Annotated in this window: 13 protein-coding genes; 5 read left to right on the top strand and 8 right to left on the bottom strand. The window is 71.4% G+C overall.

Features of this window, described 5'->3' with window-relative positions; genetic code table 11:
• Positions 1–2: 2 nt before the first annotated feature.
• Entirely contained in the window at positions 3–758 is a 756-nt protein-coding gene (locus tag F4560_RS27400) for a crotonase/enoyl-CoA hydratase family protein (protein WP_184924577.1), read from the bottom strand.
• Positions 755–2,347, bottom strand: coding sequence for an acyl-CoA dehydrogenase family protein (locus F4560_RS27395; protein ID WP_184924574.1), 1,593 nt, complete (start codon positions 2,345–2,347; stop codon positions 755–757). The genes F4560_RS27400 and F4560_RS27395 overlap by 4 nt, the downstream gene beginning before the upstream one ends.
• An 88-nt stretch (positions 2,348–2,435) precedes the next feature.
• On the opposite strand from F4560_RS27395, the gene F4560_RS27390 reads away from it, so the two are divergent.
• Both F4560_RS27390 and F4560_RS27385 read left to right on the top strand, forming a co-directional pair.
• The gene (locus F4560_RS27390) at positions 2,436–3,821 is read left to right on the top strand and encodes an FAD-binding oxidoreductase (RefSeq protein WP_312869510.1); all 1,386 of its coding nucleotides are present in this window, start codon (positions 2,436–2,438) and stop codon (positions 3,819–3,821) included.
• 14 nt (positions 3,822–3,835) lie between these two features.
• Positions 3,836–5,065: a class I SAM-dependent methyltransferase gene (locus tag F4560_RS27385; RefSeq protein ID WP_184924572.1), complete on the top strand. Its 1,230-nt coding sequence runs from the start codon at positions 3,836–3,838 to the stop codon at positions 5,063–5,065.
• 45 nt (positions 5,066–5,110) lie between these two features.
• Here F4560_RS27385 and F4560_RS27380 read toward each other — a convergent pair whose 3' ends face one another.
• Positions 5,111–6,421 carry a hypothetical protein gene (locus tag F4560_RS27380; RefSeq protein ID WP_184924570.1) on the bottom strand — a complete coding sequence of 437 codons (1,311 nt, stop codon included), beginning with the start codon at positions 6,419–6,421 and terminating at the stop codon, positions 5,111–5,113.
• Between the two features lie 83 nt (positions 6,422–6,504).
• Between F4560_RS27380 and F4560_RS27375 the strand changes: the two genes are divergently transcribed.
• Positions 6,505–7,296 (top strand): hypothetical protein, encoded by a 792-nt coding sequence (locus F4560_RS27375; protein ID WP_184924569.1) that lies wholly within the window; start codon positions 6,505–6,507, stop codon positions 7,294–7,296.
• A gap of 11 nt (positions 7,297–7,307) precedes the next feature.
• Here F4560_RS27375 and F4560_RS27370 read toward each other — a convergent pair whose 3' ends face one another.
• Together F4560_RS27370 and F4560_RS27365 are read right to left on the bottom strand one after the other, a co-directional pair.
• Positions 7,308–7,790 carry a GNAT family N-acetyltransferase gene (locus F4560_RS27370; protein WP_184924567.1) on the bottom strand — a complete coding sequence of 161 codons (483 nt, stop codon included), beginning with the start codon at positions 7,788–7,790 and terminating at the stop codon, positions 7,308–7,310.
• Positions 7,791–7,934: 144 nt separating this feature from the next.
• Positions 7,935–10,037, bottom strand: a complete 2,103-nt coding sequence (locus F4560_RS27365) for a putative bifunctional diguanylate cyclase/phosphodiesterase (protein WP_184924565.1) — start codon at positions 10,035–10,037, stop codon at positions 7,935–7,937.
• 209 nt (positions 10,038–10,246) lie between these two features.
• On the opposite strand from F4560_RS27365, the gene F4560_RS27360 reads away from it, so the two are divergent.
• Positions 10,247–11,155, top strand: coding sequence for an NAD(P)-dependent oxidoreductase (locus F4560_RS27360; protein ID WP_281391961.1), 909 nt, complete (start codon positions 10,247–10,249; stop codon positions 11,153–11,155).
• Positions 11,156–11,266: 111 nt separating this feature from the next.
• Here the strand turns inward: F4560_RS27360 and F4560_RS27355 are convergent, their stop codons facing one another.
• The 3 genes from F4560_RS27355 to F4560_RS27345 are packed head-to-tail and all read right to left on the bottom strand — an operon-like array spanning position 11,267 to position 14,077.
• The gene (locus F4560_RS27355) at positions 11,267–12,022 is read right to left on the bottom strand and encodes an ESX secretion-associated protein EspG (RefSeq protein ID WP_184924561.1); all 756 of its coding nucleotides are present in this window, start codon (positions 12,020–12,022) and stop codon (positions 11,267–11,269) included.
• The gene (locus tag F4560_RS27350) at positions 12,019–13,698 is read right to left on the bottom strand and encodes a PPE domain-containing protein (RefSeq protein ID WP_184924559.1); all 1,680 of its coding nucleotides are present in this window, start codon (positions 13,696–13,698) and stop codon (positions 12,019–12,021) included. Before F4560_RS27350 ends, F4560_RS27355 begins: the two co-directional genes overlap by 4 nt.
• Positions 13,699–13,711: 13 nt before the next feature.
• Positions 13,712–14,077: a hypothetical protein gene (locus F4560_RS27345; protein WP_312869509.1), complete on the bottom strand. Its 366-nt coding sequence runs from the start codon at positions 14,075–14,077 to the stop codon at positions 13,712–13,714.
• Positions 14,078–14,298: 221 nt separating this feature from the next.
• On the opposite strand from F4560_RS27345, the gene F4560_RS27340 reads away from it, so the two are divergent.
• Positions 14,299–17,028, top strand: coding sequence for an AfsR/SARP family transcriptional regulator (locus F4560_RS27340; protein WP_184924548.1), 2,730 nt, complete (start codon positions 14,299–14,301; stop codon positions 17,026–17,028).
• Positions 17,029–17,070: the final 42 nt, after the last annotated feature.

Genomic DNA, 17,070 nt, shown 5'->3' with positions numbered 1-17,070 from the left:
GTTCAGAAGCGGCCGTGCCGTCCTTCGCCGGAGTGGAAGCGGCGCAGGCCCTGCTCCACCTCCCGCAGGGACGTCAGGCCGTGCTCCAGCTCGTTGACCAGGGCTTCCTGTTCCGAGAGGCCTTCCTGTTCGAGGACCGACATGCGGTCCTCACGCAGGCAGACCTGGGGGAACGCGGCGATCTCCAGCGCCAGCGCCTCGGCGGCCGACCGGGACGTGCCCGTCGGCACCACGCGGTTCACCAGGCCGATGGCCAGGGCCTCGTCGGCGGCCACCGCTCGGCCGGTCAGGATCAGGTCCATGGCGCGCGACGTGCCGATCAGGCGTGGCAGCCGCACCGTGCCGCCGTCGATCAGCGGGACGCCCCAACGCCGGCAGAACACGCCGAACACCGCGTCCTCGTCGGCCACCCGGAGGTCGCACCACAACGCCAGCTCCAAGCCGCCCGCGACCGCGTGACCGGAGACGGCGGCGATCACGGGCTTCGACAGGCGCAGCCGGGTCGGGCCCATTGGACCAGCCGGCGACTCCGGATCGTTGCTCCGGGGTGAACCCAGCGCCTTCAGGTCCGCGCCCGAGCAGAACGTGCCGCCCTCGCCGTACAGCACGGCCACCGCCGCCGTCGGGTCCTCGTCGAACTCCCGGAACACCTCGGTCAACGTGTGCGCGGTCGGTCCGTCCACCGCGTTGCGCACCGCCGGCCGGTTCAGCAGGACCGTGAACACCGGACCGGAACGCTCCACCCGTACGGAACTCACAGCTTCGGCAACCCCCGCTCGACGATCGCGCCGAAATCGACGCCGCGCGGCAGGGTACCGAACGCCACGCCCCAGTCGCCGGACAGCCGGGACGCGCAGAACGCGTCCGCCACCGCCGGCTGCCCGTGCCGCACGAGCAGCGAACCCTGCAACGCCAACGCCATCCGCTCCACCAGCCGCCGCGCCCGCACTTCGAGGTCGCCGAGGTCGGTCAACTCGGCCTTGATCCCGTCCACCGCCGCGTCCAGCCGCCGATCCGAACCCCGGGCCGCGTCCAGCTCGCCGAAGAACTCCTCGACCGCCTCGGGAGAACGCCCGAGAGCACGCAACGCGTCCAGCGCGGCGACGTTGCCCGAGCCCTCCCAGATCGACATCAACGGTGACTCGCGGAACAGCCGCGGCATCCCCGAGTCCTCGATGTAACCGTTGCCGCCCAAGCACTCCAACGCCTCGGCGGCGTGCGCCGGACCGCGCTTGCACACCCAGTACTTCGTCACCGCGAGCCCCAGCCGACTGCGGTTGCCGGCCAGCCACAGCGCCACCGTCGTGGCCGCCTCCGACTCCACCGCCAGGTCGGCCAGCACGTTCCGCATCGCCGGCTGGTCGATCAGGTACGCCCCGAACGCCTTGCGGTGCGCCGCGTGGTGCGTGGCCTGCGTCAACCCGAGCCGCATCCCGGACGCCGAGCCGAGCACGCAGTCCAGCCGGGTCGTGTTGACCATCTCGATGATGGTCCGCACCCCCTGGCCCTCCTCGCCGACCAGCCACCCGACCGCGCCGTCGTACTCCACCTCCGCGGACGCGTTGGACTTGTTGCCCAGCTTGTCCTTCAGCCGTTGCAGGAACATCGCGTTCCGCGTGCCGTCCGGCAGCACGCGCGGCACCAGGAAGCAGGACAGGCCGCCCTGCGTCTGCGCCAGGGTGAGGAACAGGTCGGACATCGGCGCGGACGTGAACCACTTGTGCCCGGTCAGCACGTAGTGGTCACCCCGCGGCGCGGCCCGCGTGGTGTTCGCCCGCACGTCCGAGCCGCCCTGCTTCTCGGTCATCGACATGCCCGCGATCAACCCGCGCTTGGTCAGCGGCGCGCGCAGCCCGAAGTCGTACTCGGTGGACGCCAGCAGCGGCTCGTACTGCGCCGCCAGCGCGGGCGTCCGGCGCAACGCGGGCACGGCGGCGTACGTCATCGAGATCGGGCACCCGTGCCCCGCCTCGGCCTGGCTCCACACGAAGAACTTGGCCGCGCGGGCGACGTGCGCGCCCGGCCGTTCGTCCCGCCACGCCGTCGCGTGCAGGCCGTTCGAGACCGCGGTCCCCATCAGCTCGTGCCAGGCGGGGTGGAACTCGACCTCGTCGATCCGGTGCCCGTACCGGTCGTGCGTGTGCAGCACGGGCGGGTGAGCGTTCGCCTGTCGACCCAGGTCCTGGACGTGCTCCGTGCCCGCCAGCACGCCGAGTGCGCGCAGTTCCGGCTCGGCCCACTCCGCTCCGCCGCGACGCAGGCCGTCCAGCAGCGCCGGGTCGGCGGAGACGTCGTGGCCTTCCAGCGGCGGGACCTGGTTGGTCACCTCGTGCGTGGCGTGGGTCATAACCACTCAGCGTACTACCCGTCGGTAACTTGGTTGGAGGTGAATTTTGGGGGTGCTGATCAAGCGATGGCGGCCTAACGTCGCACTCGTGAGGGATCACGTGCAGGACCACTCCCGACAGAGCCGGGAGTCCGATCACGGGCGGGCGGTCGCCGCGCTGCGCGGCCAGTACGCGGCCATCCCCGCGGGCGCGCCGGTGCGCCTCGCCAAGTCGACGTCGAACCTCTTCCGCTTCCGCGCCGACCAGTCCGGCGGCCTCGACGTGGCCCGGTTCGACCGGGTGCTGTCGGTCGACCCGGACGCCCGCACCGCCCGGGTGCAGGGCATGACGACCTACGAGAACCTGGTGGACGCCACCCTGCCGCACGGCCTGATGCCGCTGGTCGTGCCGCAGCTCAAGACGATCACGCTGGGCGGCGCGGTGGCGGGCCTCGGCATCGAGTCCAGCTCGTTCCGCAACGGCCTGCCGCACGAGTCGGTGCGCGAGCTGGAGGTGATGACCGGCGACGGCGAGGTCGTCGTGACCGGTCCGCACGACGACGAGCACGGCGGTCTCTTCCGGGGCTTCCCGAACTCGTACGGCACGCTCGGCTACGCGTTGCGGCTGGAGATCGAACTCGAACCGGTGAAGCCGTACGTCAAGTTGCGGCACGTGCCGTTCGGTGATGCCGCGCAGTGCGCCGAGGTCATCGCCGCGGTCTGCGCGGAACGCTCCTACCAGGGCGAACCGGTCGACTTCGTGGACGGCACGGTGTTCTCCGGCGGAGAGCAGTACCTGACGTTGGGCAGCTGGGCCGACACCGCGCCGCGGACGTCGGACTACACCAGTAACGAGGTCTACTACCGGTCCATCCAACGGCGGCGGACCGACTACCTGACCGTCCGGGATTACCTGTGGCGGTGGGACACGGATTGGTTCTGGTGCTCACGGGCGTTCGGCGTGCAGCACCCGCTGGTGCGGCGGCTGGTGCCCAAGCGGTACCTGCGGTCGGACGTGTACCGCAAGGTCGTGGCGTGGGACCGGCGGCACAAGCTGTCGGACCGGTTGAGCAAGGCGGTGCAGGAGCCGGTGATCCAGGACGTGGAGATCCCGGTCGACCGGCTCGCCGAGTTCCTCGACTTCTTCCACCGCGAGATCGGCATCAGCCCGGTGTGGCTGTGCCCGGTGCGGCTGCGCAGCCGGGACGGCGTCTGGCCGCTGTACCCGATGGACCCGGACGTGCTGTACGTCAACGTCGGCTTCTGGTCGACGGTGTCGCTGCGGCCGGGCGAGGAGCAGGGCAGCCGGAACCGGTTGATCGAGGACAAGGTCACCGAGCTGGGCGGGCACAAGTCGCTGTACTCCGACTCGTACTACCGCGAGGAGGAGTTCTGGGCCAACTACAACGGCCCGACGTACCAGGAGTTGAAGGAGCGGTACGACCCTGCGGGCAGGCTGCCCGATTTGTACGCCAAGTGTGTTCTCCGTAGGTGAAGGGAGCCGGGGTCATGCGGTTGGCGGAGGTGTTCCAGCGGGCGGTCGGAGGCGACGCGTCCGTGCGCTTCAGCGCGTACGACGGCAGCAAGGCGGGGCCGGCCGACGCGAGTGTGGGCATCGAGGTGCGGACGCCGGAAGCGTTGTCGTACCTGGCGTCGGCGCCCGGAGAGCTGGGCCTGGCACGCGCGTACGTGTCCGGGCACCTGGAGATCATCGGCGACGTGTACGGCGCGTTGCGGCACCTGTCCGAGATGTCGCTGAGGGAGGTGCCGTGGGGCGAGCGGATGGAGTTGCTGGCGACCCTCGGGCGCACCCGGCTGCGGACGCGGATCGAAGTCCCGCCGCAGGAGCGCCGGCTGCGCGGCGTGCGGCACTCCAAGGCGCGTGACCGTGAGGCGATCGCGCACCACTACGACGTGTCGAACACGTTCTACGAGTGGGTCCTCGGGCCGTCCATGGCGTACACGTGCGCGGTGTACCCGACGGCGCAGTCCACTTTGGAGCAGGCGCAGTTCGCCAAGCACGACCTGGTGGCGCGCAAGCTCGGGCTGGAGCCGGGGATGCGGCTGCTGGACGTCGGCTGCGGCTGGGGCGGGATGGTCATGCACGCGGCGCGTGAGTACGGCGTGCGCGCGCTGGGTGTGACGCTGTCGCGCAACCAGGCGGAGTGGGCGCAGAAGGCGATCGTGGAGGCCGGGCTGTCCGACCTGGCCGAGGTGCGGCACCTGGACTACCGGGACGTGCGGGAGGACAGGTTCGACGCGGTCAGCTCGATCGGCCTGACCGAGCACATCGGCAAGGCCAAGCTGCCCGCGTACTTCCGCTCGCTGCACCGGAAGGTGCGGCCCGGCGGGCGGCTGCTGAACCACTGCATCACCCGGCCGGACAACAAGCAGCCGGCGCGGACCGGCGGCTTCATCAACCGGTACGTGTTCCCGGACGGCGAGCTGGTCGGGCCGGGGCACATCGTGTCGTTGATGCACGACACCGGGTTCGAGGTGCGGCACGAGGAGAACCTGCGCGAGCACTACGCCATGACGCTGGCGGCGTGGTGCGCGAACCTCGAAGAGCACTGGGACGACGCGGTGGCCGAGGTGGGGCTGGGTCGGGCGCGGGTGTGGCGGCTGTACCTGGCCGCGTCCCGGCTCGGGTTCGAGCGGAACAACATCCAGCTGCACCAGGTGCTCGGCGTGAAGCTGGACGGCGCCACGTCCCACATGCCGTTGCGCCCGGAGTGGTGACCGTCGCCCTGGCTCAGCGTCGCCCTGGCTCAGCGTCGCTCGACCTCAGCGTCGCTCGACCTCGGCGTCCACGGCACGGCGGCCGAACGCGTTGACCAGCGACAGGTAGAACAGCACGGGGGCGGCCGGCGCCCAGTAGTCGCGCCGGTCGTCCCGCAGCAGGTAGTCGACGACGTCCGCCGGGGTGAAGCGGACGAAGTCGAACTCGGGGTGCTCCCACCCGTCCGCGATGCCACGACCCGCGTTCGCCTCGAACCCGGCCCTCGTCGTGGTGTGCAGCCGGGCCAGGAACAGCGCCGCCCACTGGGACAGCCTGGTCACCACGACGAACGCGAGCAGCCGCAGTTCGTACTGGTCCTGGTCGAGCCGCAACTCCTCCCGCACACCCCGTTCGGCGGCGCGGAACAGGTTGGGCGCGACGCCGCCGGGCCCGTCCAGGTTGCGGTGCAGGCCCTCGTTCGCCGACGAGTTCCACTGGCCTTGTCCGATGCCGAGGCGGCTGCTGCGCCGTGACACGACCAGCCAGCCGTCCGCCGTCACCACGGCGACGTTGAGCCCGAAGCTCGACCGCATGAACTCCGGAACCTCGCGCGGGTCACGGCCGTCCAGGTACTCGCTGCGCAGCGTGCCGCCGTCGCTCAGCTGGTCGTCCAGGCGTTGCGCGGCCAGGAACGTGTAGTAGTCGGAGTGCTTGAGCCGCAACGTCACCTCCGGGCTCTCCACCGGGCCGACGCGGGTCGCGAAGAAGTCCTCCACCGCGTAGCGCGGGCCGTTCCACACGTGCTCACGGCCGTCGTGGCGCAGGCGGAGCTGGCGGTCAACGATCACGTCACGCCACTGGGCGACCTCGGCGGGCAGCTTGACGTTCACCGGGTTCACCACGACCCGCACGTTCTCCTCCGGGATGGGGTGCTCGCCGTCGCCCTCCAGGATCCGACATGGTGTGCGCAGCGGCCCGATCGAGAAGTCCCGGTGCGGCCCGTCGGAGACCGGTCGGCCGCCCATAGCGGTCCGGTACGCGTTGCGCCACAGGGTGATCTGCTGCTCCCGCCAGCTCTGGTGCGGCGACTGGCGGTCCAGCAGGACGCGCACGACGTCGAGGAACAGCCCTTCGTTGAGCCGCTTCCGGTCGTGCTGGAACAGGGCGTGCACCGCGCCGTAGGACGGCCGCCGTCCCGGTTCGTCCGGGGTGCGGCGGGCCAGCCGCAACCGTTCGACCAGCTCGGCGATGTCGCGGAGGGAGAGACCGGCCCACTCGCGCAGCCGCGCCAACCGGTCGGTCAGCGTGGCCAGGTCCGGCGTCGGGCCGGGCTCGGGTGGAGGGCCGACCGGCGCCCCACGATCAACAGTCCTCACCCTGGCTACCTTGGCACAGCGGCGGGTGATCGGGAACGATCGGAATTCGGGACGCCCCGATCACGATCGGCAACGCTCCAACCATGATGACGAACGCGAACTGCCCCGACGTGACGGGCTTGCCGGAGGTGACCGGGCCGGCGGAGGTGATCGGTCCCGCGGAGGTGTCACCGCCGCCGCGACACCGCGTGATCTTCGGCGTGGACGTGGAGGCTTCGACTTGCCGCACCAACCCGGAACGCGCCGTGCTGCGGCAGATCATGTACGCGCTCCTCGAACAGGCCTTGGACGAAGCGGGCGTCACGGACCGGTTCCGCGACCCGATCCGTGACCGCGGCGACGGCGCCCTGGTGATCGTCCGCCCGGTGGACGAGGTGCCGAAGACGGTGTTCCTGTCCGACGTGGCGCCGAGGCTGAGCGCGCTGCTCGACCGGCACGCGATCGGACATCCCGGCAAACCGATCAGGTTGCGCGCCGTGCTGCACGCCGGCGAGGTGCACTACGACCGGTGGAGTTCGTTCGGTGAGGCGCTGGACCTCGCGTGCCGACTGCTCGACGCCGACGAGGCCAGGCGTGAACTGCGCCAGGTCCGCGAGCCGCTGGTGCTCGTGGTCTCGGAGGACATCCACCGGTCGCTCGTGCGGCACGGCTACCCCGGCATCGACGCCACGGCCTACCGGCGGCTGGTGGACGTGCGGCTGGGCGAGGAGCGGCACGCCGGGTGGGTGCACGTGCCGCGGCGGTCCGCACGGCCTGCGCCGGATGACATCCCGCTGCCTCGGCCTGCGCCGTCCCGGCTGGTCGTGGTGGACCCGGCCGTCCCGCTCCGCCCGGTTGTGGTGGACCCGGCCGTCCCCCTCCGCCCGGTCCGTTGACGGCCTGGTGTTCAGCCCACCCGGAATCTCAGGCGCGTGCAGGGCACCTCCTCGAACACGTCGACCTCCTCCACGGGCCCGGTCGCGACGGACGCGGTGACGGACGGCCAGAACGCCGCGGCGGCGGTGTTGGCGTGGTCGAAGTTCAAGGTCCAGACGCCGGGGTGGCGGGCGAACAGCAGGCGTGCCGCTTCCCGTGCCACCCCCTTCCGCCGGTGGCCGCGGGCGACGAAGAACTCGGCGACGTTCCACGACCCGTCCGGGTCCACGTCGCCGCGGGCCAGCGCGAACCCGGCCAACTCGCCGCCCGCCTCGATGAAGTACGCCTCACGCGTCTGCTCGGTGAAGTAGTGGTCCAGGTAGGAGTAGCCGAAGGTGCCGTGCCGGGTGAGCGGCAGCTCGCGGATCTCGGAGAAGTCGTGCTGGTACAGCTGGATCAGGTTGGCCAGCACGGGTTTGTCCGCCTCGGCGACCGCCAGAAGTTCAACGTCCACCCCCCAACTATGCCGTGAGTCCTACGTTCAGAACCCGCGAGTCGTACGTTCAGGACCACCGTGTCCTACGTTCAGGACCCCCGAATTCAACGCTCAGAACACCCGTCACGCCTGGGATCAGAGCTTTTGCGCCTGCTCTCGGGATCACGACCGGCCGAGCAGCGCGGACACCTCGTCGAACGTCAGCCACGACGACCCGTACAGCGGCCCCTGCGCCCCCGTCACGCCCAGCTCCGCCAACCGCCGCGCCTCGAACTCCGTGCGCACACCCGCCGCGTACACCGGAATGCTCAACGTCCGCGTCCAGTTGAGCAGCGTCACGGCCGCGCTCTCGTCGATCCGGTTCGCGCCCTCCGCCAGCCCGTACACCGGCGCACCCTGGAACTTCACCCCGCTCAACGGGATCCGCCGCAGCCGGTCCACCGGCACGTTGCCGCCACCGACCTGGTCGAGCACCAGCCGCACCCCGTGATCCGCCAGGAACGTCAGCTCGTCCACCTGGTCGTCGCTGATCAACGCGGGCAGTTGCTCGCCCAGCTCGAACTGGAGCATCGCGGCCGGCAGCCCGCTCTCCCGCAACGCCCGCCGCACGGTCGCCACCAGCTCCGGCTCCTGGCACTGCCGCGCGCTCAGGTCCATGCTCAGCACCGGCGCCGCCGACCCGAACTCGGCGTGCCAACGGCCGGCGTCGGCGCACGCCTGCCCGATCGCCCACTCCCCGAGCCGCACCACCATCCCGGTGCACGTCGACAGCGACACCAGCGTCTGCGGGTCCAGCAGCCCTTCCGTCGGGTGGTCCCACCGCAACCGCGCCTCGACGGCCAGCAGCGACCCGTCCGCCAGCGAGTACACCGGCTCGTAGTCGACCCGGAAATCGCCCTGCTCCAACCCGCCCGAGATGGACGCGGCCAACCGCATCCGCGCACGTTCGCGCTGGTCACGGCCGTGGTCGTAGAGCGCCCACTGCGCCTTGCCGTCGTCCTTGGCCCACCGCACGGTCAGGTCGACGCACCGCAGCAAGTCGACCGCGTCCGCCCCGCGCGCGGCCTGCACGACGATGCCGACGCTGGCCGTCACGCCGATGCCGTCATCGCCCACCCACACCGGTTCCGCGAGCCGTTCGACGGCCGACTCGGCGAGCGCCACCACGGTCGGCACGTCGGCCGGGTCGCGGATCAGCACGCCGAACTCGTCCGGGCCGATCCGGGCCAGCTGCCCGATCCCGTCGAACACCGAGCGCAGGTGCCCGGCGACGGCGGCCAGGATGAGGTTGCCGACCTCGTGCCCGAACGCGTCGTTGACCACCCGGAACCCGTCGAGGTCGAACACGACCAGCGCGAGCGTCGCGGGTCCCATGGAGCCGACCGCGCCCTCCAGCCAGCCGACGAACTGCGCCCGGTTCGCCAGGCCGGTCTGCATGTCGTGCAGGCTCTGCCGGAGCAACTGCGCCTGGAGCGCGCGGAGCTCGTCCAGGCTCTCGATCATCGTGACGTAGAACGCGGGCGCGCCGTCGTCGTCACGCAATAAGGCCAACGCGATGAGCACGTCGACGGCCTCGCCGTCCGCCCGGACCAGCCGCGTCTCCATGCGCACGTGCTCGCGCCCGGCGGACAACTGCTGGGCGACGTGCGAGATCACGTCGCGTTCGTCGGGGTGCACCAAGTCGCGCGAGACCGTCCCGACGAGTTCCTCGGCGGTGCGGTCGAGCATGGCGAGCAACGCCTCGTTGCAGTCGAGGATCAGGCCGTTCACGTCGGATACCGCGATGGCGAGCGCCGAGGTCTGGAATACGGCCCGGAACTTCGCTTCACCCGTTCGTACGGCGGATTCGACTGATCGGGTGGAGTTTGCCGCGTTCTGTTCCCGCGTTTTGGTGCGCAGAGCGTCACTGAATCCGGCGGCAAGCGCTCCGAGTACGGCGATCAGGTGTTTGTGGCCGGCAATCAGGTCGGTCGTCAGGTGTTCGCCGACGAACGCGATCGTCCGCTCCAGCGTCTCGGCGGACGCCAGGCCGTGCTCGACCAGGCCGCGGCCGACCCGGCGCGCGGACGTGGGGCGATCGTGCCGGAGCGCGGTGCGCAGGTCGTCGGTGAAACCGGCGAGCAACGCCTCCAGCAGGGGACGCGGCAGGTCGGCGGCCGAGGGGGCGGTGGGTGTGATGGCGGCGGCCCAACCGCACGCGAACCGGGTCGCCGAGGATTCCCCGGGTTCGTCACCGAGTCGCGCCGCGCCTGCCTGTTCGACCATTCTCATTCAGCTCTGTCGGCCAATCGTCATGGGGCACCCTGTTTTCGACGTATCGCGTGAAGTGATCACAGTGGTACTCCGACGTGCGAATTCCGGCCCATTATCACTCGGATGGTGTAAGGGGTGGGCCGTTGGGGCGCAGTGAGCTTAGCGGCCTTCGGCGGCGGCTCGGGCGGGTGATCACGACGTCCCGGAATGCCACTGGGGCGATGCTTGACCTCAAGTTTAGTCGAGGTTTTAGCGTCGCCGGCATGACTGTGACTGTGTTGGGTTTGGGAGAGATGGGGTCCGCGTTGGCCGCCGCGTTCCTGGCGGGTGGGCAGCGGACCACGGTGTGGAACCGCACTGCCGGCAAGGCCGACGCGTTGGTGGCGGAGGGTGCGGTGCGTGCGGGGTCCGTGGCGGAGGCCGTCGCGGAGAGTGATCTCGTGGTGGTGAACGTCAAGGGGAACGACGCCGTGCGGGCGATCCTGGCGTCGGCCGGGTCACTGGACGGGCGGGTGGTGGTCAACCTGACCGATGGGACGTCCGGTGAGGCGCGGGACTTGGCCGCCCGGGTGTCCGATCAGGGCGCGGCGTACGTGCACGGGCAGATCATGACCATCGCGCCGGCGATCGGGCATGCCGACTCGGTCGTGTTCTACGGCGGTGACTCGGCGGCCTACGAGCGTCATCGTGAGGTGCTGTCGTTGTTGGGTGGGCGTGGGGCCTACCTCGGTGACGACGCGGGGACGCCGGCGCTGTTCGGGTTGGCCATGAACGACACGATGTGGGGGACGCTCAACGGGTTCCTGCACGCGGCGGCGTTGCTGTCGAGCGAGGGCGTCGAGGTGAAGCGGTTCCTGGAGCACGCGACGGCGTCGTTGAGCGGGTTGCTCGGGTACCTGCCGTCGTTGGCGGAGGAGGTGGACCGGGGCGAGTACGCGGTGCCGTTCGGGGCGTTGAAGCACCACTTGCCGGCCGTGGCGGACCTGGTGCGGGAGAGCCGTGATCGGGGGATCGACGACGAGTTCCCGTCGTACACCTTGCGGCTGGTGCGTGCGGTGGTCGAGGACGGGCACGGGGACGACAGCTACTCGCGGCTGGTCGAGCGGTTCCGGTCGTCGCCCGCGTCCTGAGCGTTGAATTCGGGGGTCCTGAACGTAGGACACGGTGGTCCTGAACGTAGGACTCGCGCGTTCTGAACGTACGACTCGCGCGTTCTGAACGTAGGACTCACGCGGGGTGGGTTAGGTGACGGAGGCTAGGAGGGTGGCGATCCGGGTGGCGATGCGGTCGTTGTCGGTGGGGGCGAGGCTGAGCCAGCCGTCCTCGCTCACCATCAGGTAGCGGCCCTGGTGGGTGTCGAACCACGTGATCAGCGCCGCGGCCCGGTCCCGCCGGTAGCCGGCGCCGACGGTGACCCCGAACTGGCCACCGGCGACCCGGCTGCCGGCCAACTCGCTGACCACCGTCGCGTCCTCGCGCGACAACCCGGCCTTCTGCAACGCCTCCCGCTCGTCCAGCTCCCCGCCGCCCCACGGGTCGTCCTCGTCGTCCTCCGGCTCCTCCTGCGCCGCCGCGGTCAACGCCTCCAGCCGCAGCGACAGCGCGCTGCCCGGCCCCGCCGACCCGTCCGGCAGCACGTCCACGATCGACCGGGCCAACGCGGTCGGCCGGATCTCCAGCACGCCGACCGAACCGCTGTCGATCAGCGCCAACGCGCCCCGCTCACCGTCGGACACGGCCACCGCCCGCACCGCGCGGTCGATGTGGGCGACCGCGTCCACCGCCACCTCGTGATCGCCGAGCAGCCGGAGCGACGCCACCAGCCGGGGATCGGGCTCGCCGTACTCCGCGAGCACCTCCTCCCGCAGCCGCTGACGCTCTTCTTCCGTGGCGCCGAGGCTCGGCACGTCCAGCGGGTACGGCAGCCGGCCCAGGTCGAGGTGGTGCCACAGCACGTCCAGCTGTCGCGGCGTGAGCACGAACTCGGGCTCGATCACGGCTGGTCGCCCTTCTTGCGCGGCTTCGCGCCACCGATCACCGACGGCGGCAGGTGCTCGCCCGGCACCTCGAAGATGTCCTCACCGCGGAGGTACGCGGCGGTCCGGTGCTCCTTGTCCTCACCCTGCTGACCGCCCGCCGGGGCACCGGCCGGCGCCCCGGCCATCGGCATCCCGGCCGCGCCCGCGCCACCGGGAGCGAACCCGCCGACCGGCATCGCGCCACGGGCGCCGGGACCACCCGGACCACCGACCGCGCCGGTCGAACCACCCGCGGCGAGTGACCCACCGGCACCGCCCGCACCACCTGATCCTGTCGGGCCGAAGCCCGGAGCGCCGCCGAAGCCCGGAGCGCCACCGGCACCGGTAGCGCCGCCGAAGCCGCCGGGAGGCATACCGCCCATCGGCAGCCGACCACCGCCGCCGCCTCCAGGACCGCCTCCAGGACCGCCGCCGGGCAACGGAGGCGTGCCGGGGGTGCCCGGGGTGCCGGCCGGGACGTAGTTCGGCGGCTTCACGCCGGGAGGCAGGGTGCCACCGCCCTGGCGCGGCACGGCGTTCGGGTTGGCCGGCTGGTACGGCGGCACATAACCACTGCCCGGAGGCGTGTAACCACTGCCGGGAGGCGTGTAGCCGGTACCGGACGGCGTGTAGGGCGCGCTGGACGGCGGCGTGTACGGGTTGGCCACGGGAACCTGCGCCGCCGCCGCGGCAGCCGTGGTGCCCTCGGGCCGGTACATCGCCGGGCTCGGCGCCACGCCGGCAGACGTGGGGCTGCCGCTCGTGTACGTCCCGCCGCCACCACCCGCATAGGCACCGGCCGGGCCTGTGTACGTACTGGTCGGGGTCGAAGCCGTGGCCGCCGGCGTGTACGTCGCGGCCTGCGCGGACGTCATCGGCTGCGCCGCCTCGGCCTGCCTGCCCTGCTGCGTCGCCGTCAGGAAGTTCGAAGGCGCGGTGCCACCGGCATCACCGGCACCAGCAGCGCCACCGCCGCCGCCACCACCACCGCCGCTCCCGCCCTCCACGATCAGGGCCCGCATCAGCATGGCCGGCGGCTCCTCGGTCCGACCGGTGACCGGGTTGAACGGGGCGGTGAACCGCGGCGTGGTCTGGTCGACCGCCCGCGACTCGTTCTCCATCGTGCTCATGACCGTCACGGCGTGCTCGTGCGACGCCCGCGCCTTGTCGTTGGCCGCCTGCATGTCCGTGGCGGAAGCCGCGAACCCGGCGATGCCGCCCGCCGTGAACGCCCCGGTGGCCTGGTCCCAGTTGAACTCGACCGGCTCGGGCATGCTCGCCCGCGCGTTCTCCATGATCTGGCTCTGGTCCTGCACCCGCTTGCCGACCTCGACCGCGGTCTCGGCGGTGTGCGTCACCCAGTCGGCCAGGCCCTTGATCGCGAGCCGCGCGGCGTCCGCCGCCGCACCGGTCCACCCGGACTCGCTGACCGCCACCCGCTCGGTGATCAGCCGCGCGGACTCGGTGAGCTCGGTGCCGAACTGGCCCCACTCGGAGCCGATCTCACCGGTCTGGCCCGGGTCGTTGTTGTTGTGCACCGCCTCGTACAGCTCGCGGTGCGACCGGGACGCCCAGTTCTGCGCGTCCGTCAGCACCAGGTCGATCTCCTGCGCGCGCAGCCGTTCCAGCTGCGTCTGCTGTGTCTGCTCCGCCATCGTCGCCGCCCTCTCAGTTCGCGCTCAGCCGGACGAACGCGGAGCCGTGCTCCTCGTCGACGGCGATGAAGTTGCGGATCGCGGACTGCACCGAGTCGTGCGTCTGCTGCAAGACCTCGCGGTAGGCGGTCATCACGGCGACGAACGAGCGCGGGTCGCCGCCGTCGGCGCGAGCCTCGAACTTGTGCGCCATCCGGTCGCCGACGGGGTTGGCGCCCAGCGGCGCGGGACGGGCCAGCCGACCGGCGCGCTCCAGCCAGGAGTCGACCAGGTCCATCTGCTCCACGAGCATCTTGCGCAACTCTTCGCCGGTGACGGGATCGAGCGACACCTGGCCGGTGTTCACGGTCTCCTGGAGTGCCACGACCTTCCCGTTCACGGTCGGGATCTCCTGGGGCGGGGCCACTGCATCCCCGGTTTCGGCGATGTACATCGGTATCCCTCGTGAAGGCGGTCTGATGGACGGAACCCACCTTCGCGGTGCGCTCCAACGCCCGGCCAACGCCGCCCCAACGTGACGTCGCGCGCGGTACCCCGGACCAGGCCCGCCACTGTGGGAAACTCTGCGACTACACGGTGACAACGCCGAAAGGGCTGCGAATGCGGGTGAACCTGCTCGGTCCCGTTGAGCTGGTTTGCCCAGGTGGGGAAGCTGTCCGGCTGGGTGCGGCCAAGCGGCGGACGGTCCTCGCGGCCCTCGCCCTGGAGCTGAACCGCGTGGTGTCCGGCGACCGGCTCCTCGACCTGGTGTGGGACGGCTCACCGCCGCCACAGGCGAAAGCCGCCCTTCAGGGGCATATCGCCCAGCTTCGCAAGGTTTTGACCGGCGGTGTCGCGCTCGTCACCCGTGCTCCCGGTTACGTGTTGACCGGCGAACGTTCCGCTGTCGACGTGTTCCGGTTCGAGGACCTGCTGGCGACCGCACGTGACGCGGTGGACGCCGACGCGGTCGAGCTGCTGCGGGAGGCGTTGGCGTTGTGGCGCGGGCCGGTGCTCGCGGACGTGCCGGGCGACCAGCTGCGCGAGGCGGTGTCCGCGCGGCTGGAGGAGCTGCGGCTGGTGGCCGTGCAGGAGCTGGCGACGCGGCTGTCGAGGCTGAACCGGGCGGCCGAGGCGGTGTCCGTGCTGCGGGACGCGGTGGAGGCGAACCCGTTGCGCGAGGCGTTGGTGTCACGGCTGGTGCTGGCGCTGCACTGGACCGGACGGCAGGCCGAGGCGTTGGCGTTGTTCCACCGGACGCGGGAACGGCTGGTCGAGGAGCTGGGCGTGGACCCCGGGCCGGAGCTGCGGGACGCCTACCAGACCGTGCTGGCGGGTGACACCGCGCCGTCCGTGCCGGTGGGGCGTGCGCCCGCGCAGTTGCCGCGTGAACATCGCGGGTTCGTCGGACGTGAGCCGGAACTGTCGGACCTGGGTGAGAGCCTGAGCGGGCAGGACTCGGCGATCGGTCTGCTGGTCGGTCCGGCCGGGGTGGGCAAGACGGCGTTGGCGCTGCGCTGGGCGCACCGGGTGGCCGGCGACTTCCCGGACGGCCAGCTGTTCGTGAACCTGCGCGGGTTCGACGAGACGGAGCCGCTGGACCCGCGGACGGCGTTGATCGGGTTCCTGCGGGCGTTGGGGCTGACCGACACGGAGATCGCGGTCGACCTGGAGGACCAGGCCGCGCAGTACCGGTCGCTGCTGGCCGGGCGTCGGGTGCTGGTGTTCCTGGACAACGCCCGGTCGGCCGCGCAGGTCCGTCCGCTGCTGCCGGGGTCGGCCCGGTGCCTGGTGCTGGTGACGAGCCGGCACCGGCTGGACGACCTCGTGGTGACGGAGGGCGCGTCGTCGCTGCACGTGCCGACGTTGCCGGAGTCGAACGCCGAGGACCTGTTGGCCGCTCTGCTCGGGCGGCAACGGATCGAGCAGGAACCGGACGCGGTGGCCGAGCTGGTGGAGCAGTGCGACCGGCTGCCGCTGGCCCTGCGGATCGCGGGCGCGCGGCTCGCGTCACGGCCGCGGTGGACGATCCAGTCGCTGGTGGACGAGCTGCGTGACGAGCAGGGGCGGCTGTCGGCGTTGTCGCTGCCGGAGGCGGGGCGTGGGGTGCACGCGGCGCTGGCGGTGAGCTACCGGGAGCTGCCGGAGGGCGCGGCGCGGCTGTTCCGCCGGCTCGGGCTGCACCCGGGAACGGACCTGGACAGCTACACGGCGGCGGCGTTGCTGGACATCAACGTGGTCAGCGCGCGGACGCACCTGCGGACGCTGGCGTACGCGAACCTGTTGCACGAGTCGACGCCGGACCGGTACTCGCGGCACGACCTGGTGCGGCTGTTCACGCACCACCTGGCGGCCACCGAGTCCGAAGTGGACTTGGCGACGCACCGGCTGTTGGACTACTACCTGCACGTGGCGGACCGGGCGCGGACGCACCTGTCCGACCACGTCCGGCCGTTCGGTCCGGCCGAGCACCCGCCGTCGTCGTTCCCGGAGCTGTTGTCGCACGCGACGGCGTTGGACTGGTTCACGTCGGAGGAGGCGAACCTGGGGCTGGCGCTGGACATGGCGGTGAACGGCGGGCTGCGGGAGCGGACGTGGCAGCTCGCGCTGTGCCTGGACGCGTTCCACTTCCGTCGTGGCAACCGGATGGACCGGTTGGCGTTGTGCCGCATCGGGTTGGCCGCGACGCGTTCGCTGGGTGACGCGCACGCGGAGGCGACGTTCCTGCTGCGGTTGGGCTCGACGTTGGCCGACCTGGGGCGGATCGACGAGGCGGTCGAGGCGTGCACGCGGGCGGCGGCGTTGGCGGGCGGTGACCGGCACCTGGAGCTGGCGGCGTTGGCGAACCTGGGGTACTGCCTGATGGCGGACGACCAACTGGACCGGGCGCAGGAGGTGATCCTGGAGGCGCTGGACGTGGCGCGGGAGGTGGGGGACCGCCGGTCGCAGGCGAGCATCCAGAACAACCTGGCGAACGTGCTGCTGCGCAAGCACCAGCCGGAGGCGGCGTTACGCCACGCGACCGAAGCGCTGACGTTGTTCCCGTCCGCGCCGTCCAAGGCACACACCGCCGCCCTCCACACCGTGGGCACCGCGTCCCAGCAACTGGGCCGTGCCGACGAGGCCCTGGAGTCGTACCGCGCGGGCCTCGCGCTGGCGGCCCGCTTGGGCGACCACTACCAGGAAGCCTTGTGCCACCGGGCGATCGGCGACGTCCTGGAGCAGTCCGAAGGCCCCACCGCCGCCCGCCCCCACTGGCAAGCCGCCCACCAGCTCTACCGCGACCTGCGCCTGGCCGACGCCGACGACCTGGCCCGCAAGCTGGACCTGACGACCTGCCCGACCCTCTGACACACCAATGGGGGAATCCGCCCTTCTACGTATTCGGTCCGA

Origin of the sequence: Saccharothrix ecbatanensis (assembly GCF_014205015.1) — a bacterium.
In the GTDB taxonomy this organism is placed as follows: Bacteria; Actinomycetota; Actinomycetes; order Mycobacteriales; family Pseudonocardiaceae; genus Actinosynnema; species Actinosynnema ecbatanense.
This window is presented reverse-complemented; position numbering and strand designations above follow the sequence as displayed.